This window comes from Halorubrum depositum (assembly GCF_007671725.1).
GTDB classification, from domain to species: domain Archaea; phylum Halobacteriota; class Halobacteria; order Halobacteriales; family Haloferacaceae; genus Halorubrum; species Halorubrum depositum.
The window spans coordinates 737357-759041 of the sequence record NZ_VCNM01000002.1 but is presented as its reverse complement, the minus strand read 5'-3'; the positions used below and the strand labels follow the sequence as shown (position 1 = coordinate 759041).

Sequence of the window (21685 nt, the reverse complement as noted above, 5' to 3'; positions counted from 1 at the left end):
GCCGACCGTCATGCCAAAGTATAGGGTCGATTGCGCGAGACATCGGCCCATGGACGGGACGTCTCGGTCGGCGCGACGGTGTCACGGCCGGGGTGATCGGCCGTGCTGACCCCGGTCGCCGCGACCCCGGTCGACCCCCTCGTGTACCTCCAGACCAACGTCGCGAAACTGATCTTGGCGACCGCGCTCGGGATGTTCCTCGGACTCGAGCGGGAGTGGTCCCAGAAGTCGGCGGGGATCCGGACGTTCGCGCTGATCGGCCTCGCGTCGGCGGTGTTCTCGCTGCTCGACCAGGACGGGCTCCTGATCGTCGGCGGCGTCCTGATCGTCGCCATCGCGGTGCTGTTGGCCGTCCGGAGCTTCGTCGAGTCGGACGTCGACGGCCTCTCGCTCACCACTTCCGTGTCGATGCTCGTCACGTACGGGGTCGGGGCGCTGGTCGCCGAGGAATTCTTCATCGAGGCGGTGACGGTGGCGATGCTCTCCTCGCTGCTGCTCGTGTTGAAGCGGGAGCTCCACCAGTTCGCGTGGGGGCTCTCCCGCGAGGAGGTCCGCAGCGCCGTGGAGTTCACCATCCTCGCGTTCGTCGTCTTCCCGCTGCTCCCGACCGAGACGATCGACCCGTGGGGGGCGGTCCAGCCGCGGCTCATCTGGTCGCTCGTCGTCGCCGTCAGCGCCATCGGGTTCGTCAACTACGTGCTCGTGAAGCGGTACCAGGGGCGCGGCTACGCGGTGACCGGCTTCTTCGGCGGGCTCGTGAACTCGACGGCGGTCGTCGCGGAGATGGCGAAACGGGCGAAGGGACAGGCGGACCTGCTCGACATCGCGGTCGGATCGATCCTGTTGGCGAACGCCGCGATGGCCCTCCGGAACGCCGCCGTCGTCGCCGTCTTCGTTCCGGAGGCCGCCCTCGTGGTCGGCGCGCCGCTCGGCGCGGTCACGCTCGCCGGCGTCTCCATCGCGATCTGGCGGAGCGACTGGCGGACGACGATGGAGGCGGAGCTCACCTCCCCGTTCAGCCTCCGGAACGCCCTGACGTTCGGCGCGCTGTTCCTCGCGGTGCTGCTCGTCTCCGCCGGCGCCGAGCGGATGTTCGGCGCCGGCGGGTTCGTCGCCACGTCGTTCCTCGCGGGGCTCGTCTCCTCCGGGACCGCGACGACGACCGCCGTCTCGCTGCTCGGGACCGGGCAGATATCGGTCGAAACGGCGGTCACGGGGGTCATCGCCGGGACCGCCGCGAGCATCCTGGTCAAGACCGCGTTCGCGGCGAGCATCGCTCGCGAGCTCGTCCGCCCGGTGCTGCTCTGGAACCTCGTGCTGATCGCCGTCGGGGTCGCGGTCGGCGTTCCGCTACTCCTGTTGTAGCCGGGCGGTCGACGACGCCCGAGCCCGGTTCCGACTCACGACAGGTGCGCCGCGACGTCGGTCGACGAGACCATGCCGACGTAGTCGTCGTCGACGACGGGGAGATGTTTGACCCCGTACATGGTCATCATCGCCGCGACCTCCTCCATCATGAGGTCCGGCGTCACCGTCTCCACGTTCTCGGTCATCACGTCGCGGACGACGGCCTCGTCGAGGTCGCGGCCGGCCGCGACGGCGCCGACGATGTCGCTCTGCGTAATGATGCAGCCGCCCCCGGTCGTCACGACGAGCGCGCTGATGTCGCCGTCGCTCATCCGACGCGCGGCCTCGCGAAGCGGCACGTCCGCTCCGATCGTCTCCAGCGGCGTCGACATGACCTCGCTGACGCGGGTCCGGTCGTTCAGGTCCATACCCTGTCATGTGCTACCAGATCTGATTACTCTTCCGGAACGCGCAACGGAGCGGCGGTCGAGGTCGCGGGACGCTCGCTCCCGACCCGTTCCGTCGCGAGCCGGGCGTCGACGGCCGGTAGAGGCGAGGTCAGCGGCGGTGCTTCGAGAGGTACGCCGTCAGGTCGGTCGTCGACAGCATCCCGACCAGTTTCCCGTCCGCGCCGACCACCGGCAGGTGGGTGTATCCCCGGTTGGTCGGCTCCGCGAGTTCCTCGATCGAGTCGTCGGGGGAGACGGTGACGACGTCCGTCGTCATGAACGCCTCGACCGGCGTCTCGTCTTCCGGGTCGTTCCGCCGGACGAGTGAGACGAAGTCCGTCGCGGTGATCAGCCCCGCGAGGCCCCCGTCGCCGTCGACGACGAGAACGGAGCTCACGCCCGTCTCCAGCATGCGTTCGGCCGCGGTGGCGGCCGCCGCTCCCATGGGAATCGTGACGAGCTCGGTGGACATCAGCCGTTCGACGGGCACGTTTGTCATGCGCTGTGATAACGCGGGACGGGAATATCAAACGTCCGGTCGGTGGCGACCCTCGGCGCGCTCGCCTCCCGAGGCGCTTCACTCCTCGACGAGCTCGGCCGGTGCCCCGGCGAGTCCGGCCAGCGCGTCGGCCTCGAGGTGGTGGAGGTCGCCGGGGATCACGAGGAGGTGAAGCGGGTCGCCGAACTCCCGATCGGCCAGCGCGCCGAGCCGGTCGGCGGCGACCACCGCGTCGGGCGAGCCCGCGCGGGCGACGACGACGGCCAGCTCGTCGCGCCAGCCGTCGGCGAGGAGACCGGCCGCGACGTCGGCCGTCATGTACTCCTCGTGTTCCGGGTCGGGACCCGTCGGACCGGTTCCGACCTTGATGTCGAGGTAGACGACGGTGTGGAGGCCGCGCTCGCGGTTCGCCTCGATCGTCTCGACCACGCTCTCCGGCACCTCGTCGCCGCCGTGGGCGTACGGGAAGGGGAGGGTCGTCGCCTTGCCGAAGCGGTAGTTCTGGAGCCCCGTGAGACTCGACGCGGCCGACTGGGCGGTCACGCCGTGGATCACGCGGGTGTCGATACCCCGCTCCTCGGCGCGCAGCCGGAGGTCCGCGTGCGTCGTCGAGATCATCGTGTCGCCGGCGGTACAGAAGGCGACGTCGCCGTCGGCGGCGGCCGAGAGGATCGCCTCGGGGTCCCGCTCGACACCCTCGCGCGGCCGGACCTCGATCTCGACGCCGTGGTACGCCTCCAGCTCGTCGACGTCGGCGCCGACCAGCCGGCTGGTGTAGAACTCGGCGAAGACGCGGTCGGCGGCGCGCAGGGCCTCGCGCCCCTCGACGGTGACCGACCGCTCGTCGTAGAGCCCGAGCCCGATGAACGTGAGCATACCCGCCGTCAGGCGGGCGGCGAGTAAAAGGGCGCGGAACCGCGGTGCGGTGGGCCTTCTGACCTCCGACCTAAAGGTCTTTCATGATTGTTCCTTGTGATTCCATAGCAAGCCCTAAGAGGTAACCACCACAACCACAGAGCACGAGGCCCTCACGGGCTACCATACCACTATGACTGACGACGAACTCATCTGGCGGATATCGGGGGGATCCGGCGACGGGATCGCTTCGACGAGCCAGAACTTCGCAAAGGCCTTGATGCGATCGGGGCTCGACGTGTTCACGCATCGCCACTACCCGTCCCGCATCCGCGGCGGTCACACCTACACCGAAGTCCGCGCCTCGGCGGACCCGGTGAACTCCCGCGGCGACGGCTACAACTTCCTGCTGGCGCTCGGCGACTCGTTCGCCCGGAACCCGCAGGAGGAGGCCGTCTACGGGAACGAGGAGATCAAACCGCTCTCGGAGAACTTAGACGAGCTCCGCCAGGGCGGCGTCATCGTCTACGACGAGGGGCTCCTCGACGCCTCCGAGATCCCGAACTTCGAGGAGCGCGCCGAGGAGAACGACTGGCACGTGTACCCCCTCGACCTCCGCGGGCTCGCCCGCGACATGGGCCGCGAGGTCATGCGCAACACGGCCGGCGTCGGCGCCACCTGCGCGCTGACCGGGATGGACCTCGACCACGTCCAGGACCTCATGCGGGACGCGATGCCGGAGAAGATCCTCGATCCGAACCTGGAGATCCTCCAGACCGCCTACGATCAGGTACGGGAGGAGTACGACGTCGACGCGCCCGACGTGGGCGTCCCGACCGGCGAACACGACGAGACGCAGCTGCTCATGTCCGGGTCGGACGCCATCTCCTACGGCGCCATCGACGAGGGCTGTCGGTTCATCGCCGGCTACCCGATGACGCCGTGGACCGAGGTGTTCACGATCATGACGAAGAACCTGCCGAAGCTCGGCGGGATCTCCGAGCAGGTCGAAGACGAGATCGCGGCGGCCGCGCTCGCGGTCGGCGCCTCGCACGCCGGCGTGAAGGCCATGTCCGGCTCCTCCGGCGGCGGCTTCGCGCTGATGTCGGAGCCGCTCGGGCTCGCGGAGATGACGGAGACGCCCGTCGTCCTCGTCGAGGCCATGCGCGCCGGCCCCTCGACCGGGATGCCGACGAAGCCGGAGCAGTCCGACCTCGAACACGTCCTCTACACCTCTCAGGGCGACTCCCAGCGCGTCGTCCTCGCGCCCGGGACCGTCGAGGAGGCGTACGAGCAGTCGCGGATCGCCTTCCGGCTGGCCTACGAGTACCAGATCCCGTCGATCCTCCTGTACGACCAGAAGCTCGGCGGCGAGATGACGAACGTCCCCAAGAGCCACTTCGACCGCGAGCCGAACCCGACGCTCGGGAAGACCCTGAGCGAGGACGCGCTGGCGGAGGAGCCGCACTCGGCCGACGGGAAGTTCCACCGGTTCCAGCACGACGTCGAGGACGGGGTCTCTCCGCGCTCGATCCCCGGCCAGAAGGGCGGTCGCTTCCTCGCGACCGGCAACGAGCACGACCCGACCGGCCACATCGCCGAGTCGCCGGACAACCGCGTCGCGCAGATCGACCGGCGGACCCAGAAGCTGGAGGCGATCCGCGCCGACCTCGACACGGTCGACACGGGTTCGTACGCCGGCCCCGACGACGCCCAGTACGGCATCCTCACCTTCGGGAGCCAGCAGGGCACCGTCGAGGAGGCCGTCGGGCGCCTCAACGACGCCGGGGTCTCGGTGAAGTCGTACGGCGTCTCCGACATGCTCCCGTTCCCGACCGAGCAGGTCGAGGCGTTCGTCGAGAGCGTCGACGAGGTCCTCGTCGTCGAGATGACCGCCTCGGGGCAGTTCCGCGGGCTCGTCCAGAAGAACCTCGGCCGCTACGGTGAGAAGCTGTCGAGCCTGTTGAAGTACAACGGGAACCCGTTCGAGCCGGCGGAGATCGTCGACGGGTTCGAGGCCGCTATCGTCGAGGGCGACGGCGACGCGTCCGGCCATCAGACCACCTTCGTCCCAGCCGCAGGTGACTAACAATGAGCACGTTTTCAGCAATCGGAGAGGAGCGAGAGATCGACCGCGACGAGTACACCCCCGGCGTCGAGCCGCAGCCGACCTGGTGTCCGGGCTGCGGTGACTTCAGCGTCCTCAAGGCGCTCAAGCAGGCGCTCCCGGAAGTCGGGCGCACGCCCGAGGAGACCCTGCTGTGCACCGGGATCGGCTGTTCCGGCAAGCTGAACAGCTACCTCGACACGTACGGGTTCCACACGATCCACGGGCGCTCGCTGCCCGTGGCCCGCGCCGCGAAGCTCGCGAACCCCGACCTCGAAGTGATCGCCGCCGGCGGCGACGGCGACGGCTACGGGATCGGCGGGAACCACTTCATCCACACGGCCCGGGAGAACCACGACATGACGTACATCGTCTTCAACAACGAGATCTTCGGGCTCACGAAGGGCCAGACGTCGCCCACCAGCCCGAAGGGCCACAAGTCGAAGACGCAGCCGTCCGGCAGCGCCAAGGAGCCGATCAAGCCGCTCTCGATGTCGCTGAACGCCGGCGCCTCCTACGTCGCCCGCACGGCCGCGGTCAACCCCAACCAGGCGAAGGAGATCATCATCGAGGCGATCGAGCACGACGGCTTCGCGCACGTCGACTTCCTCACCCAGTGCCCGACCTGGAACAAGGACGCGCGCCAGTACGTCCCGTACATCGACGTCAACGAGTCCGACGACTACGACTTCGACCCGACGGACCGCGTCGAGGCCGCGGAGATGATGCGTGAGACCGAGGAGTCGCTGTACGAGGGGAAGGTCCTCACCGGCCGCTACTACGTCGACGAGGACCGCCCGTCCTACGGCGAGGAGAAGCAGGCCATCGGCGAGATGCCCGAGGAGCCCCTGGCGGAGCGCTACTGGGACGACGACTACGAGTGGGAGCGCTCGCACGACCACTTCCTCGACAAGCACGCCTGAGGCGACCGTAGGCCGGGATCGCCGGCCGGTCCCGCCGCGGTTCGCCGTCCGTTCGTCTCGTTTTTCAATTCGCAAGGTATTTTTTCCGTGGCGACAAAGAGCCGGACATGAGCACGGTATCGACGGAGGAACGGATCCTGTCGGTGTTAGAGGAGGACGCGCAGGCCTCCTGTGCGGAGATCGCCGAGCGCGCCGACGTCTCGAAGCCGACGGTGCGGAAGTACATCGACCGGCTGGAAGAGCGGGGCGTGATCGTCGGCTATTCCGCGGAGATAGACCCGAAGAAGCTCTCGTCGCAGTCGATCGCCATGGTGGGGATGGACGTCGACTCCGGGAAGTACGTGGGCGCGACCCGCCAGCTGAAAGAGCTCGACGAGGTGCAGGCGCTGTACACCTCCTCCGGCGACCACATGCTGATGGCCGAGGTCCGCGCCGGCGACGGCGACGAGCTCGGCGACGTCATCTCCGAGAAACTGCTGGCGATCGACGGCGTCACCGCGGCGCATCCCTCCTTCCTGCAGGAACGGCTGAAGTGAGCGCGGGCCGGTCGACCGGTCCGACGCCGCCGAATCCCAGTTACCGATAGGCGAGCGCGACGAGGGGGCCGGACGCGTTACCGCAGGTCGCTCGCGTCGACGACGACGATCGACTCGTCGCCGGCGGGCCCGCGGCGGGTGCCGCGGGGGCTGAACCCGTGCGCGGCGAAGAACTCCTGTGCGCCGGGGCTGTCGGCGGGGACGCTCGCCCGGAGCGTGTCGACGCCGCGGTCGGTCACCGACGACGCGACGCGCGCGAGCAGGTCGGCGGCGACGCCCTCGCCCGCGTGGCTGGGGTGGACCCACAGCGCGAGCAGCTCCGCCTCCGGCCCCTCGGCGTCGGGGTGCGCGATGGCGACGCCGACCGGGCCGTCGTCGTCCTCCATCAGGAACGACCACTCCGCCTCCGCGGCGGCCTCGCGGACGCCGGCGGCGGACACGTCCAGGAGAGGGGATCCGATGTCGTCGAAGACGGTCGCCTCGCGCGCCCGCGAGACCGCCGTTCGCAGCGCCTCCGCGTCGTCGGGCCGCGCCGCCCGGACATGCATAGTCGACCGTGAGTAAAGAACGCACCTATAGGTTTCGGGACGGGAACCGCCGGCACCCGAGCGGCGGGGCGAACGAAAAGGACGATCAGTTCCGCAACCGACCCGTCCGCCGTGCGACCGACGGGCGTCTTGCGCGACAAGCGTCGCCACGCGACGGACGCCCTACGCGACCGGCTCGATCCCGATCGTCACGACGACGTCCTCGACGTCCCACTCCTCGACGAGGCCGTCCTCGTCGGCGGCGGCGTCGCTCGGGTCGTCGAGCCACTCGTCGGCGCGCACCTCGCCGGCGATCAGGTCGGCGTGGTCGTCGACGAAGCCGGCGATCCGGTCGTCGTCGACGTCGACGCCGACGCGGATCCGGGCCTCGACGTCCAAGTCGAGCTCCTTGCGCATCTCCTGGATCCGGCGGATCACGTCGCGGGCGTATCCCTCCGACTCGATCTCAGGAGTGAGCGACGTGTCGACGTAGACGGTGCCGCCCTCGAAGTCGACGCCGGAGACGTTCTCCGGGGGTTCGGCGACGTACTCGACCATCGCGTCGTCGAGGTCGACCGGCTCGCCGTCGACGGTCACCGCGCCGCCCTCGACCGCCGCGCGCGTCGCGCCCTGCACCGCGTCCATCACCTTCTGGGCGTCGGCGCCGAAGGCGGGACCGATCTCGGCCATCTGCGGTTCGGCGGTCTCGACGAGCTCGTTGAACGCGTCGGTGACGGTCACCTCGCGGGCGTTGACGCGCTCGCCGATCAGGTCGGCGAGGCGCTCGACGGCGGCGGTCACCTCCCCGTCGTCGCTCTCGACGACGACGCGCGGCACGGGCCACCGGAGCTTGCGCCCGGCCTGCTGGCGGGCGTTCGCCGCGGCCTCCTCGACGTCGCGGAGGACGGCCACGTCGCGCTCGAGGTCCGGGTCGCGGAGCCCGTCGTCCGGCTCGGGGTAGTCGAGCTGGTGGACGGTCGCGGCCTCGCCGTCGAGCGTCTGGTACATCCGCTCGGTCATGTACGGCGCGATCGGCGCGAGCATCCTGACCACCTCGTCGAGGACGGTCGCGAGCGTCGCGTAGGCGCCGCGCTTCGAGGCGGAGTCCGCCTCCTCCCACATCCGGTCGCGGACGGCCTTCACGTAGAACCGCGAGACGTCCTGCGTGACGAACTCGATCACCGCGTTGACGGCGTCGCTGACGCGGTAGTCGGCCCACGCCTCGGTCACCTCGGTCTCGACCGACTGGAGCCGGGAGAGCACCCACTCGTCGACGAGTTCGAGCTCGCCGTCCGAGAGGTCGGCCTCGGCGGGGTCGTAGCCGTCGAGCTCCATGTACTCCAGCGGGAAGCGGAACACGTTCCAGAGGATGTTGAGCTTCCCCTGGAGCTCGCCGAGCCCGTCCCACTCGAACGCGAGGTCGACGCCCTGCTGGTCGTGGGAGAGGAGGTAGGTGCGGAGCGGGTCGCGGCCGGCGCGCTCGATCGCCTCCTCGGGGGTGACGATGTTGCCGACCGACTTCGACATCTTGCGGCCGTCCTCGTCGTTGGCGAACCCGTGCATCAGCACCTCCTCGTAGGGGATCTCGCCGACCGCGGCGGTCCCCATGCCGAGCTGCGACCAGAACCAGCCGCGGGTCTGGTCGTGCGCCTCGACGATGAGGTCGGCGGGCCACAGCTCGTCGTGGGCGTCCTCGTTCGAGGGGTACCCGAGCGTGCCCCAGCTGGCGACCGAGGAGTCGAGCCACACGTCGAACACGTCCTCGACCCGGCGGTACGTGACGCCGTCCTCGACGATCGTCAGGTCGTCGACGGCCGGGCGGTGGAGGTCGATCGACTCGGGGTCGACGTCCTCCTCGACGCGCTCGGCGAGCTCCTCGCGGGTGCCGATCACGATCATGTCCTCGTCGAGGTTCCCGGCGTCGGCGCCTTCGGGAACCCAGATGGGGATCGGGACGCCCCAGTAGCGCTGGCGGGAGACGTTCCAGTCGGGGGCGTCCTCGATGAAGTCGCGGAAGCGGTTGTCGCGGGCCCACTGCGGGTGCCACTCGGACTCCTCCATGTTGTCGAGGAGGTCCTCCTTGACGTCGGTGATCGAGATGAACCACTGGTCGGTGACCAGCTGGATGATCCCGGTGTCACAGCGCCAGCAGTGGCCGTAGCTGTGGTCGACGGTGCCGTGCGCGAGCATGTGGCCGTCGGCGACCAGGTCGTCGATGATGTCGTCGTTGGCGTCGCGCACGAACTGGCCGGCGTACTCGCCGGCCGCCTCGGTGAACTCGCCGTTGGGGCCGACGGGGCAGAAGATGTCGAGCCCCAGCTCGCTGCCGCGGTGGAAGTCCTCCTCCCCGTGGCCCGGCGCGGAGTGGACCAGCCCGGTGCGGTCGGCCTCCACGTAGTCGGCGGCGTACACCCGACCGGCGCCCTCGAAGTCGGGGTAGTCGGCGACGCGGTCGGCGAGCGGGTGGTCGTACGCCCAGCCGACGAGCTCCGCGCCCGTCAGCTCGGCCTCGACCTCGTAGCTCTCGTAGCGCCCCTCCTGCAGGACGTCCTCGACGCACTCCTCGGCGACGTACAGCAGCTCCTCCTCGCCGTCCCGCTCGGCGCGGACGGCGTTGTACGCAAGGTCCTCGTCGACGGCGACGAAGGTGTTCGCGGGGATCGTCCACGGCGTCGTCGTCCAGATGACGAGGCTCCCCTCGCGGTCGGCGAGCGGGAACTTCACGTAGATCGAGGGGTCCTCGACGTCCTCGTACTCGACCTCGTTGTTGGCGAGCCCGGTCTCGCAGCGCGGGCACTGCGAGATGGAGCGTTTCCCCTGCTCGACGAGCCCGTTGTCGGCGACCTCGGAGAACGCCCACCACGCGGCCTCCATGTACTCCGGCGAGATGGTCTCGTACGGGTCGTCCCAGTCCATCCAGACGCCGATGGACTCGAAGTCCTCGTCCATCGCCGCGCGGTTCTGTAAGGCGAACTGCTTGCACTTCTCGATGAACGCCTCCATCCCGTACTCCTCGATGTCTCGCTTGTTCTCGAAGCCGAGCTCCTCCTCGACTTTCACCTCGATCGGGAGCCCGTGCATGTCGTAGCCCGGGCGGTCGGTGACGCGGTGGCCGGTCATCCGCTTGTGGCGGATGATCGCGTCCTTCAGCGTCTTGTTCCACGCCGTGCCGAGGTGCATCTGCCCGGAGGTGTACGGCGGCCCGTCCACGAAGAAGAAGGGCGGGTCGTCGGCGTGCGCCTCCTTTGCCGACTCGTAGGCGTCCACGTCGTCCCAGTACTCGTCGACCGCCGACTCGACGTCGGCCGGCGCGTACTGGTCGTCGATCTGCTCCATATCCGTTGGTCTTCGCGCGCGTATTTGAATACGGCGGAGTCGGGGTCGCCGTCGCGGGAGAGCCGGGATCCGCTCTGCGAGAGAACCGGAGTCGCCGTCGCGGGAGAGCCGGGATCCGCTCTGCGGGAGAGCCGTGACGTGCGCCGAGTAACCCCGGGGAAATGTCACTGAAGACCACGGTAATCGCCCCATACCAATACTACCGGGGCCATGAGTCCGCGTATGAACGTTTCACGTTCGGCGCTCGTCGTCGCAGCGGTACTGTTCGTCGCGGTCGCCGCGACCGGCGGCGCGGTCGGTCAGAGCGCCGATCCGGTGACGCTCACCGTCTCGGTCGTCGATCAGGACGGCGACGCCGTCGGCGGCGCGACCGTCGAGGGGTCGTGGGAGACCGAATCGGGCGAGACGGGGAGCGCGTCCGGCTCGACGGCGAGCAACGGACAAGTGCTCCTCGACGTTCCGGAGGGATCGACCGTCGAGCTGGACGTCGACGACGACACGTACGTCCGGAACCGGCCGCTCGAGATCGAGAACGCGACCGCGAGAGGCGTCGAGCTCGGCGTCACTCGGAGCGGGACCGCGACGGTGTCGGTCGTCGACGACCGGAACCGGTCGCAGGCCGACGCGAGAGTGGTCGTCCGCGAGGACGGGCGGTCCGTCGACCGCGGCGAGACCGGCTCGGACGGGGTCTACGAGACGGTTCGCCTCGAGCGGGGCACGTACAACGTCACGGTCGTGAAGCCCGGCTACTACGAGACGGAGCGCGAGGTGACGGTGTCGCTGAACACGGAGACGACGGTCGCGATCGAGCGGGGGACCGTGACGCTCGACGTCCGCGCCCTCGACGACCACTTCGACCCGCCCGAGCCGATCGAGACGGGAGCGGTCCGGGTCTCGTCGTCGGTGTTCGACGGCGAGGTGAGCGTGACCGAGGGGACGGCCTCGCTCAACGTCCCCGTGAACGCGGCGTACACGGTCGAAGTGGTCAAGGACGGGTACGACGCCTCGTCCGAGCGGATCCGTGTGCGGGAGTCCGCGGCGAGCGTGAACGCCACGGCCCAGCGGACCCCCGCGCTCTCCGTCACGCCGGCGAACGAGCGCGTGCTCGTCGGCGAGACGACGCGCGTGACGGTGCGGAACGCGTACGACGAGCCGGTGTCCGGCGTCACGGTCGAGGTCGACGGCGACGAGGTCGGCGAGACCGACGAGCGCGGTGAGATCGACGTGCCGATCTCGTCCGCCGGGGACCGGACGATCGTCGCGCGCGACGGGGACGTCGAGTCCGAACCGGCGACGGTCGAGGGCGTCGAGACCGCGGACGAGGCGGACGGGAACGACACCGACGGAAACGGTACGGACGGCGACGACGCGGGGGCCACCGACGACGGCGCGCCCGGCTTCGGCGTCGTCGCCGCGGTCCTCGCCCTGCTCGCCGCGGCCGGCGCCGCGGGTCGGCTTCGGGACCGGTGAGGAGCGCGCCCGAGCCGTCGCTGCGGTAGCCCGTCGGGGACGCTACCAGGCCGAGCGCAACACGCCCTCGATCGCCTCCGGCGTCGCGTCGAGGCCGTCGGGCGCGCGGTCCATACACCAGTCGTCGGCGACGTACTCGGCGATCGCGGGGAGATCGCGCTCCGCTGTCCCCGGGAGATCGCGGAGGCGCTCGGGCACCGGGAGCGCGTCGCGGACCGAGGCGACGGCCGCGACGACGTCCTCGGCGACCGCGTCGTCGCCGCGGCCGTCTGTGTCGACGCCGAGGCCGACCGCGAGCGCCCGGCGGCTCGCGTCGACCTCGTCGAAGAGGTACGCGAGGACGTGCGGGGCGACGGCCGCGTGGACGTCGCCCTGCTGGACGTCGTAGCGGCGCGCGAACCCGTGACCGAACGCGTGGATCACCGAGATCCGCCGGTCGAGCTGGACGAGTAGCGCGCCGACCACGGCGCGGTCCACGGCGGCCTCGCTCTCCGGCCGGTCTCCGGCGACCCGCGGAAGCGCGTCGGAGAGAAGCCGGAGTCCGTGGACCGCGGCAGCGTCGCTCACAGGGGTCGCGTCGCTCGCGTACGGCGTCTCGATCCCCTTGTCGAAGCCGTTCATCGCCGATCCCGCGAGCACCGACGTCGGGGTCGTCTCGAACAGCGCCGGGTCGGCGAGGTCGACGGCCGGCATCGGCCCGTCGCCGCTGACGGTCAGCGGCTGACCCGTGGGCGACTCGTCGGCCGGGAGCACCTCCAGCGAGCCGCCGGTCGAGAGGTCCGCGCCGGCGAACGTCGTCGGGATCACGACGACCGGGAGCGAGGGGTCGCTTCCGGGCGCGAGCGACCCGAGCGCGTCGGGTCCCGCCGCCGCGTCGGCGCGGAGCTCCGCGAGGTCGCGGCCGTCGACGTCGAGCATCGCCGCCTGTCGGGCGATATCGAGGCTGCTCCCGCCGCCGACCGCGACGAGGGCGTCCGCGCCGACCTCGGCGCGCTTATCGAGGAGGTCGTACGCCGTCTCGACCCGCTTGTCCGGGGTCGTGCCGTCGAAGACGCCCGCGAGCCGGTCGCCGAGCCCCTCGCGGATCGGGTCCATCAGGTCGTCGTTGGCGCCGACGTTGGAGCCGCAGACGACGAGCGCGTCGCCGAGTCCCCGGTCGCCGAGGACCGCGCTCAGGTCGCTCGCGCGACCGCGTCCGTACAGGATCTCACAGCCCCGGTAGTCGTGCTCGAATGCGTCCGCGATCGGTAACATCGCGAGTCGGTACGGCGGGCGGCCGCTTGTAGCTGTGGGAACGGGAGGCACGCCGCCGGCGACGCGACGGGCCGAGCGGCGCCGCTCGGGGCCTCCCAAAGAGCCAACCCGCTGCGGGTCGGAGGCTCAGGTCGGTCGCTCGACCGCTCCATCATGCACCGATTCCCGCCGCTCCCAGACCTCGACGACCCGGAAGCGCCCGACGACCTCCTCGAGGGACACCTCTGGCTCCTCGAACTGATCGACGGAACGGGGCTTCGGTTCAGCATGGACGACTCCGGGCTCCTCCGGTTCGGCGGTCCGGACGCGACGTACCCCGACCTCGACGCCGTCCCGCTCGCGCTCCGGCCCGCGGTCCGACACGTTCGCGACCGGTTCGACCGGGACGCGCTCCGGGAGGCCGTCGCCGACCCCGCCGGCGTGACGTTCCTCGGCGTCGCGCCCCACAGTCGCCGCATCGACTACGACTGGGACCGGATCCCGCCGTTCCTCGGCACCGACGTCTGGGTGGGTGCGGACGGAGGTGGGGCGACGGGTGCGGACGGGAGGTTGGAGATCGGAGCATCGGACGGAGCGTTCCGACCGCCCGACGCCGCCGCGGCGATCTTCGAGGGGGTCGGGCTCGACCCGGTGAACGCGCTGGCGCGCGAGGTGAACGCCCGCGACTTCGATCCCGACGGGTACGCGGTCCCGGCGTCGGCGTGGCGCGACGGCCCGGTTGCGGGCGTCGTGGTCCGAAACAAACGCGGCGGACGCGGGACGATCGCGATGGAGGCGGGCGTCGGTGACGGCGATGCGGGAGACGGCCGCGCGAGAGGCGCCCGGGAGCCGGACCCGCCCGACCCCGACGACCTCGCCGCGGTCCACGCCGGACGAGGGCGGTTCGAAGGCGTCCTCGCGACCCTCGAACGGCGCGGCGAGCCGGCGACGGTCGACGCCCTCGCGGACCGGACCGTCGAGGCGGTCGCCAGGGAGACGCCACTCCGGTTCGGGGAGGAGCAGACTGACCCGGCCGGGGTCGACACCGCCCGGTTCCGCGCGTCCGTCGTCGAGCGCGCGCGAGCGTTCCTCGACGACCGCCGAGACGGGGGCCACGGCGGGCCGGACGGCGCGAAGTAACTCGGGCCCGCGGACGGGGTGGGCCGGGACTACGCCGGCGCCGTCTGGGGGTTCTTCACGCCCGCGTGCGCGTGCGCCGGCTTTATAACCCGGCACTGACTAAATCAGTCAAGTTCTATGTCAGAGCAGAGTGAATACGGAGCCGGCCAGATACAGGTCTTAGAGGGCCTACAGGCCGTCCGTAAACGTCCGGCGATGTATATCGGGTCCACGGACGGTCGAGGGTTACACCACCTCGTCTACGAGGTCGTCGACAACTCCATCGACGAGGCCCTCGCGGGCCACTGCGACGAGATCACCGTCACGATCCACGACGACGGCTCGGTCAGCGTCAGCGACGACGGGCGCGGCATCCCGGTCGACACCCACGAGAAGTACGACCGGCCGGCGCTCGAAGTGATCATGACCGTCCTCCACGCAGGCGGGAAGTTCGACTCCAAGTCCTACCAGGTCTCCGGCGGTCTCCACGGCGTCGGCGTCAGCGTCGTCAACGCGCTCTCCGAGCGGCTGGAGGTCGAGGTAAAACGCGACGGCGGCGTCTACCGCCACGAGTTCGCCCGCGGCGAACCCGTCGAGGGCGGGTTCGAGCGCGTCCGCGACATGGAGCGCGGCGAGGACACCGGGACGTACATCCGCTTCTGGCCCGACGGCGACATCTTCGAGACCGACGAGTTCGAGTTCTCGACGCTCGCCAGCCGCCTGCGCGAGCTCGCCTTCCTCAACTCCGGCGTCGCCATCACGCTCGCCGACGAGCGCGACGCGGACGGCGACGCCGACGACGCGGGCGACGAGCGGACGTTCCGCTACGACGGCGGCATCCGCGAGTTCGTCGCGTACCTCAACGAGACGCGGACGCCGATCCACGAGGAGGTCATCTACTTCGCCGACGAGCAGGACGACATCCACGTCGAGGTCGCGATGCAGGCGACCGAGGAGCTGCAGGGCTCGGTCCACGCGTTCGCGAACAACATCAACACCCGCGAGGGCGGCACCCACCTCACCGGGTTCAAGACCGCCCTCACTCGGACCGTCAACGACTACGCCAACGAGCACGGGCTCGTCGACGACCTCGACGCGAACCTGAAGGGCGAGGACGTCCGAGAGGGGCTCACGGCCGTCATCTCCGTGAAACACCCCGACCCGCAGTTCGAGGGGCAGACGAAGACGAAGCTCGGCAACAGCGAGGTCCGCGGCATCGTCGAGTCCGCGACCCACGAGAAGCTCGGCACGTTCTTCGAGGAGAACCCCGACACCGCCCGAAAGGTCGTCCACAAGGCCGCCGAGGCCGCGCGGGCGCGCAAGGCGGCGAAGAAGGCCGAGGAGCTCACCCGCCGGAAGTCCGCGCTGGAGTCGACGGCGCTGCCCGGCAAGCTCGCCGACTGCCAGACCCGTGACCCGACCGAGGCGGAGCTGTTCGTCGTCGAGGGCGACTCCGCGGGCGGCTCGGCCAAGCAGGGCCGAAACCGTGAAAATCAGGCGATCCTCCCGCTCAAAGGCAAGATCCTCAACGTCGAGAAACACCGGCTCGACCGCATCCTCGAGAACGACGAGATCCGCGCGCTGATCACCGCGATCGGCGCGGGGATCGGCGAGGAGTTCGACATCGACGACGCCCGCTACAACAAGATCATCCTGATGACGGACGCCGACGTCGACGGCGCGCACATCCGGACGCTCCTCTTGACCCTCCTCTACCGCCACATGAAGCCCCTGCTGGAGGCGGGCTACGTGTACGCCGCCCAGCCGCCACTCTACCGCGTCCGCTACCGCGGCGAGACGTACGACGCGATGACGGAGGCGGAGCGCGACCGGATCGTCGAGGAGGAGTGCGACGGGAACCCGGACCAGGTCCAGCGGTTCAAGGGCCTCGGCGAGATGAACCCCGACCAGCTGTGGGACACGACGATGGATCCGGAGAACCGCATCCTCAAGCAGATAAACATCGACGACGCCGCCGCGGCCGACCGCATGTTCAACGTGCTGATGGGCGACGCGGTCGAACCCCGTAAGCAGTTCATCAAGGAGCACGCCACCGAGGCGGAGTGGGTGGACATATGAGCTCGGACGTCCCCGACGTCGACCCGAACGACGTCCGCGCCGCGCAGGTGACGAACGCCCGCATCGAGGACGAGATGGAGCAGTCGTACATCGACTACGCGATGTCGGTCATCGCGGGCCGCGCGCTCCCCGACGTCCGCGACGGGCTCAAGCCCGTCCACCGGCGGATCCTCTACGCGATGCACGAGGCGGGCGTCACGAGCAACTCCTCGCACCGGAAGTCCTCATCCATCGTCGGCGAGACGATGGGCGACTACCACCCGCACGGCGACAGCGCCATCTACGACACGCTCGCGCGGATGGCCCAGGACTTCTCGATGCGGTACCCCCTCGTCGACGGGCAGGGGAACTTCGGCTCGGTCGACGGCGACCCGCCGGCGGCGATGCGGTACACGGAGGCCCGGATGGCCCCCATCGCCGAGGAGCTTTTGGCCGACATCGAGCGCGACACGGTCGACTTCACCGCCAACTACGACGACCGGCTCGAGGAGCCCGAGGTGTTGCCCTCGGCGGTGCCGCACCTGCTCATCAACGGCTCCTCCGGGATCGCGGTCGGGATGTCGACCAACGTCCCGCCGCACAACCTCGGCGAGGTCGTCGACGCGACGGTCGAGCTGATCGAGAACCCGGAGTCGACCGTCGAGGACCTGATGGAACACGTCAAGGGACCGGACTTCCCGACCGGCGCGAACATCGTCGGTCGGAACGCGGTCCACAAGGCGTACAAGACCGGTCGCGGCCGCGTCCGCGTTCGGGCCGAGTTCGAGGTCATGGAGGAGGAGGGCCGGATCGTCATCTCGGAGCTCCCCTTCCAGCAGAACAAGTCGCGGCTCGTCGAGCGCATCGCCGAGGACGTCAACGAAGGCGCGATCGAAGGGATCCGGGACCTCCGCGACGAGTCCGACCGCGACGGGATGCGCATCGTCGTCGAGCTCAAGCGCGACGCGATGGCGGAGGTCGTCAAGAACCAGCTGCTGGAGAGCCACCTCGAACGCACCTTCGGCGTCATCAACCTCGCCTTAGTCGACGGCTCGCCGCAGGTGTTAGACCTGAAGGAGACGCTCGAACACTACGTCGAACACCGCCGCGAGGTGGTCCGCCGGCGCTCCGAGCACGAGCTCGCGGAGCGCGAGGACCGCGCGCACATCCTCGAGGGCCGGCTGAAGGCGCTCGAACAGGTCGACGACGTGGTCGAGACGATCCAGGACTCCGAGGACCGCGACGCCGCGAAGGCGGCGCTGGAGTCTCAGTACGAGTTCAGCGAGGCGCAGGCGGCACACATCGTCCGCATGCAGCTCGGCTCGCTCACCTCGATGGAGACCCAGGAGATCGAGTCCGAGTACGAGGACGTCGTCGCGCGGATCGAGCGGTTGGAGACGATCCTCGCGAACCCCGACGAGCTCGACGCCGTGATCGTCGACGAGCTGAACGAGATGAAAGACGAGTACGGCGACGAGCGCCGGACGAGCTTCATCGAGGACGTCGGCGACGTCACCCACGAGGACCTCATCCCGGAGGAGGAGTGCGTCGTCGCCATGACCGAGGACGACTACATCAAGCGGATGCCGCTCGACACCTTCCGGGCGCAGAACCGCGGCGGCAAGGGGATCATCGGCACCGGCCTGAAGGAGGGCGACCGCGTCTCATCCGTCTTCGCCGCCAACTCCCACGACTACCTGCTCGTGTTCACCAACCGCGGGCAGATCTACGAGCTGAAGACGTACGAGATCCCGGAGATGTCCCGGACCGCCCGGGGGAAGTCGGCGGTGAACCTCCTCGACCTCGACGACGGCGAGGAGATCGAGGCGGTCGTGAACACGGAGGACTTAGACGACGAGTTCCTCACGATGGTCACCCGCGACGGGTACATCAAGCGGACCGCCGTCGACGAGTTCGGAAACATCAGGTCGACGGGGATCCGCGCGATCCGGCTGGAGGACGGCGACGAGCTCGTCGACGTCGAGGTGACCGACGGCGAGACGGACATCGTCATCGGGAGCCGGAACGGGATGGCGATCCGCTTCGACGAGTCGGAGGCCCGCGCGATGGGTCGGACCGCCCGCGGCGTGATCGGGATCGACCTCCGCGAGGGGGACGCGGTCGCCGGCGTCGCCGCCATCGACGACGACTACCACAACTGGGTGCTCACCGTCACGGAGAACGGCTACGGGAAGCGCTCCGACCTCGACGAGTACCGGCCGCAGTCTCGCAACGGAATGGGGCTCGTCGACATCAAGACCGGCGACCGCAACGGCGAGGTCGTCGCCATCGAGGCGGTCACCTACGGCGACCACCTGCTCGCGATGAGCGGCGCCGGGCAGATCATGCGGACCCGCGTCGAGGAGATCTCCACGGTGAGCCGCAACACGAAGGGCGTCATCGTGATGAACCTCGAACCCGACGACGAGGTCGCCTCCGTGGACATCGTCCCCGAGGCCGCGTACGCCGGCGATGAGGGAGCCGACAAGGCGGCTGACGAGGCGGACATCGTCCCGGACGAGGCCGACTCGACGGACGACGAGCCGACCGAGACCGAGTAGGCGCGCTGACCGACCCGACCGCGTCGACCGGAACCGATCTCCCGACGCGGTCGGCCGTTTTCATACGAATGCGCGGTCTCCCGACGCTCGCGTGTCCGGGGTTCAAGTTCCGCGACGACGACGTGCGCCCGTGCACAGACGCGAACTCCTCGCGGCGACGGCCGCGACCGCGACGACGGGAGCGGCCGCGGGCTGTCTCGGCCTCGGCGAGACCGACGCCGGCCGACTCGACCTGACCGTCCGGAACGACGGGGACGCCCCCGTCGACGTGAACGTGGTCGTCGAGGGCGACGACGGGACGACGTACGAGGAGACGTCCGACCGCGTCGACGCCGGCGTTGCCCGCGCGTTCGAGGTGACCGTCGGCGAGACCGGCCGGCACGAGGTCGTCGTGACGGGCGCCGACTGGGAGGGACGGCTCGCGTGGGACGCCGGCGTCTGCGCCCTGTACGACGGGACGGTCGCCGTCGACGCCGGCAACGTCGCGGTCGCCGGCGAGTGCGCCGACCCGCGGTAGCCCGAATTTCAGGAAAATTACTTACGGTCACCGCGAAAACGGCCGGACGAGATGGACGAGTACGAGGGGATAGACGAGGTCGTACACGAGCCGCGCGAGGCGTTCGCCGAGTCGACGAACGTCGCCGCGTTCATGCGCGAGTACGGGATCGACGACTACGAGGCGCTGATCGAGCGCACCACCTCGGAAGTCCCGGGCGAGCCGGCGTCCGGCGTCGACTGGTTCTGGGACGAGATCGTCGACTACCTCGACATCGAGTTTTATAGCGAGTACGACGAAGTCCGCGATGACACCGACGGCCCGCAGTTCACCGACTGGTACCCCGGCGGCGAGATCAACGTCGCCCACAACGTCGTCGACCGCCACGCCGCGGTCGACTCGCCGAACCGGAACCGGGTCGCGCTGATCTGGGAGGGCGAGCCCGGCGACGTCCGCGAGGTCACCTTCCACGAATTGGCCCGGCAGACGAACCGCGTCGCCAACTACCTGGAGACCGTCGGCGTCGAGACCGGCGACACCGTCGGGCTGTACATGCCGATGGTGCCCGAGGTCGTCTCGATCCTCTACGGCTGCCTGAAAGTCGGCGCGATCGCGGTCCCGATCTTCTCCGGCTTCGGCACCGACGCGGTGGCGACCCGGATCGCCGACGCCGAGCCGGCGGTCATGTTCACCGGCGACGGCTTCTACCGCCGCGGGAGCGAGGTCCGGCTGAAGGCGACCGCCGACGAGGCGATCGCGGACGCGGGCCACGTCGAGCACGCGGTGGTGTACGACCGACTGGGCGCGACGCCCGCGGGCGACGCCGACGCCGGGAGCGTCGACGGCGACTCCGAAGACCCGGTCCCGTGGGACTCCGACCGCGACGCCACGTGGGACGAGGCGATCGCGTCGCAGTCGACCGACTACGAGACGAAGCGGCTCCCGAGCGACCAGGAGTCCATGCTGCTGTACTCCTCGGGGACGACGGGCGAGCCGAAGGGGATCGTCCACACACACGCGGGCGTCCTCACGCAGTGCGCGAAGGAGATCCACTTCGGCTTCGACCAGAAGCCCGCCGACCGGTTCTTTTGGGTGAGCGACATCGGCTGGATGATGGGGCCGTGGACGCTGATCGGGAACCACGCCTTCGGCGGGACCGTGATGATGTACGAGGGCGCGCCCGACCACCCCGAGCCCGACCGGTTCTGGGAGCTGATCGACCGACACGGGATCACCCAGTTCGGCATCTCGCCGACCGCGATCCGGGCGCTCCGCAAGCACGGCAGCCGTCAGACTGCGTCTGACGAGCCGTCCGACTCCGATGGAGTCGGAGACGACGAGTGGGTCGAGGGGCACGACCTCTCATCGCTCCGAATCTTAGGCTCCACCGGCGAGCCGTGGGACCCGGAGTCGTGGCGGTGGTTCTACGACGCTGTCGGCGGCGGCGACTGCCCGATAATAAACATCTCCGGCGGCACGGAGATCTGCGGCTGCTTCCTGATGCCGATGCCGAACCAACCCCTCAAACCCTGCACGCTCGGCGGTCCGGGGCTCGGGATGGACGTCGACATCGTCGACGAGAGCGGCGAGTCGGTGAGAGACGAGGGAGAGCGCGGCTACCTCGTCGCCCGCGACTCCTGCCCGTCCATGACGAAGTCGCTGTGGTCCGGCGACGAGCGCTACCTCGAGGAGTACTGGTCGACGTGGGAAGGCCTCTGGGACCACGGCGACTTCGCGCAGAGGGACGCGGACGGCTTCTGGCTCCTCCACGGGCGCGCCGACGACGCGCTCAACGTCGCCGGCCGCAAGGTCGGCCCGGCCGAGATCGAGGGCGTGCTCATCGATCACGACGCCGTCAACCAGGCGGCCGCGGTGGGCGTCCCGGACGACACCACCGGCACCGCGGTGGTCGCGTACGTCGTCCTCGAACCCGGCGTCAAGCCCAGCGACGGGCTCCGCGAGGAGCTGCGCGAGCTGGTCGGCGAGGAACACGGCAAGCCGTTCCGGCCGCGCGAGCTCCTGTTCGTCGACGCCTTCCCGAAGACGCAGTCCGGGAAGATCATCCGGCGCGCGATCGAGTCGGTGTACAGGGGCGAGGACCCCGGCGACCTCTCCTCGATGGAGAACCCGGAGTCGCTGGCGGACCTCCGCGACGCGGCCTGAGGCGAC

The 21685-nt window shown here is 69.7% G+C and carries 16 protein-coding genes; 10 read left to right on the top strand and 6 right to left on the bottom strand.

The annotated features are described in order from the left end of the window. Positions 1-105: 105 nt before the first annotated feature. Entirely contained in the window at positions 106-1365 is a 1260-nt protein-coding gene (locus FGM06_RS11255; RefSeq protein ID WP_144799946.1) for an MgtC/SapB family protein, read from the top strand. Between the two features lie 35 nt (positions 1366-1400). On the opposite strand, the gene FGM06_RS11250 is transcribed toward FGM06_RS11255, so the two are convergent. The 3 genes from FGM06_RS11250 to dph5 all read right to left on the bottom strand — a co-directional run bounded on the left by FGM06_RS11250 (position 1401) and on the right by dph5 (position 3171). Next, entirely contained in the window at positions 1401-1775 is a 375-nt protein-coding gene (locus tag FGM06_RS11250) for a CBS domain-containing protein (RefSeq protein ID WP_144799342.1), read from the bottom strand. A 130-nt stretch (positions 1776-1905) separates the two neighbouring features. Continuing rightward, a complete protein-coding gene (locus FGM06_RS11245) occupies positions 1906-2295 on the bottom strand; it encodes a CBS domain-containing protein (protein ID WP_144799341.1) in 390 nt (129 codons plus the stop codon). A gap of 78 nt (positions 2296-2373) precedes the next feature. Next, positions 2374-3171, bottom strand: a complete 798-nt coding sequence (dph5, locus tag FGM06_RS11240) for a diphthine synthase (protein WP_144799340.1) — start codon at positions 3169-3171, stop codon at positions 2374-2376. Positions 3172-3343: 172 nt separating this feature from the next. On the opposite strand from dph5, the gene FGM06_RS11235 reads away from it, so the two are divergent. From FGM06_RS11235 to lrpA1, 3 genes are all read left to right on the top strand, one after another. Next, entirely contained in the window at positions 3344-5239 is a 1896-nt protein-coding gene (locus tag FGM06_RS11235) for a 2-oxoacid:acceptor oxidoreductase subunit alpha (RefSeq protein WP_144799339.1), read from the top strand. Positions 5240-5241: 2 nt separating this feature from the next. Then, entirely contained in the window at positions 5242-6180 is a 939-nt protein-coding gene (locus tag FGM06_RS11230; protein ID WP_144799338.1) for a thiamine pyrophosphate-dependent enzyme, read from the top strand. 107 nt (positions 6181-6287) lie between these two features. Continuing rightward, complete coding sequence (lrpA1, locus tag FGM06_RS11225) at positions 6288-6716, top strand: HTH-type transcriptional regulator LrpA1 (RefSeq protein ID WP_144799337.1); 429 nt, start codon at positions 6288-6290, stop codon at positions 6714-6716. A 77-nt stretch (positions 6717-6793) separates the two neighbouring features. Here the strand turns inward: lrpA1 and FGM06_RS11220 are convergent, their stop codons facing one another. Beyond that, entirely contained in the window at positions 6794-7264 is a 471-nt protein-coding gene (locus FGM06_RS11220; protein WP_144799336.1) for a GNAT family N-acetyltransferase, read from the bottom strand. Positions 7265-7426: 162 nt separating this feature from the next. Next, positions 7427-10579, bottom strand: coding sequence for an isoleucine--tRNA ligase (gene ileS / locus FGM06_RS11215; RefSeq protein ID WP_144799335.1), 3153 nt, complete (start codon positions 10577-10579; stop codon positions 7427-7429). A 222-nt stretch (positions 10580-10801) separates the two neighbouring features. Between ileS and FGM06_RS11210 the strand changes: the two genes are divergently transcribed. Then, entirely contained in the window at positions 10802-12049 is a 1248-nt protein-coding gene (locus FGM06_RS11210; RefSeq protein ID WP_144799334.1) for a carboxypeptidase regulatory-like domain-containing protein, read from the top strand. Between the two features lie 42 nt (positions 12050-12091). Here the strand turns inward: FGM06_RS11210 and FGM06_RS11205 are convergent, their stop codons facing one another. Then, a complete protein-coding gene (locus tag FGM06_RS11205; RefSeq protein ID WP_144799333.1) occupies positions 12092-13303 on the bottom strand; it encodes an iron-containing alcohol dehydrogenase family protein in 1212 nt (403 codons plus the stop codon). Positions 13304-13456: 153 nt separating this feature from the next. Between FGM06_RS11205 and FGM06_RS11200 the strand changes: the two genes are divergently transcribed. The 5 genes from FGM06_RS11200 (at position 13457) to FGM06_RS11180 (ending at position 21679) form a co-directional block, all read left to right on the top strand. After that, positions 13457-14422, top strand: coding sequence for a hypothetical protein (locus tag FGM06_RS11200; protein WP_144799332.1), 966 nt, complete (start codon positions 13457-13459; stop codon positions 14420-14422). Between the two features lie 117 nt (positions 14423-14539). Next, positions 14540-16480 (top strand): DNA topoisomerase (ATP-hydrolyzing) subunit B, encoded by a 1941-nt coding sequence (gyrB, locus tag FGM06_RS11195; RefSeq protein ID WP_144799331.1) that lies wholly within the window; start codon positions 14540-14542, stop codon positions 16478-16480. Then, on the top strand, positions 16477-19020 hold the full coding sequence (gene gyrA / locus FGM06_RS11190; RefSeq protein ID WP_144799330.1) for a DNA gyrase subunit A: 2544 nt from the start codon (positions 16477-16479) through the stop codon (positions 19018-19020). Before gyrB ends, gyrA begins: the two co-directional genes overlap by 4 nt. Before the next feature lie 130 nt (positions 19021-19150). After that, complete coding sequence (locus tag FGM06_RS11185) at positions 19151-19537, top strand: hypothetical protein (RefSeq protein WP_144799329.1); 387 nt, start codon at positions 19151-19153, stop codon at positions 19535-19537. 51 nt (positions 19538-19588) lie between these two features. After that, positions 19589-21679 (top strand): AMP-binding protein, encoded by a 2091-nt coding sequence (locus tag FGM06_RS11180; RefSeq protein WP_144799328.1) that lies wholly within the window; start codon positions 19589-19591, stop codon positions 21677-21679. Positions 21680-21685 lie beyond the last annotated feature (6 nt).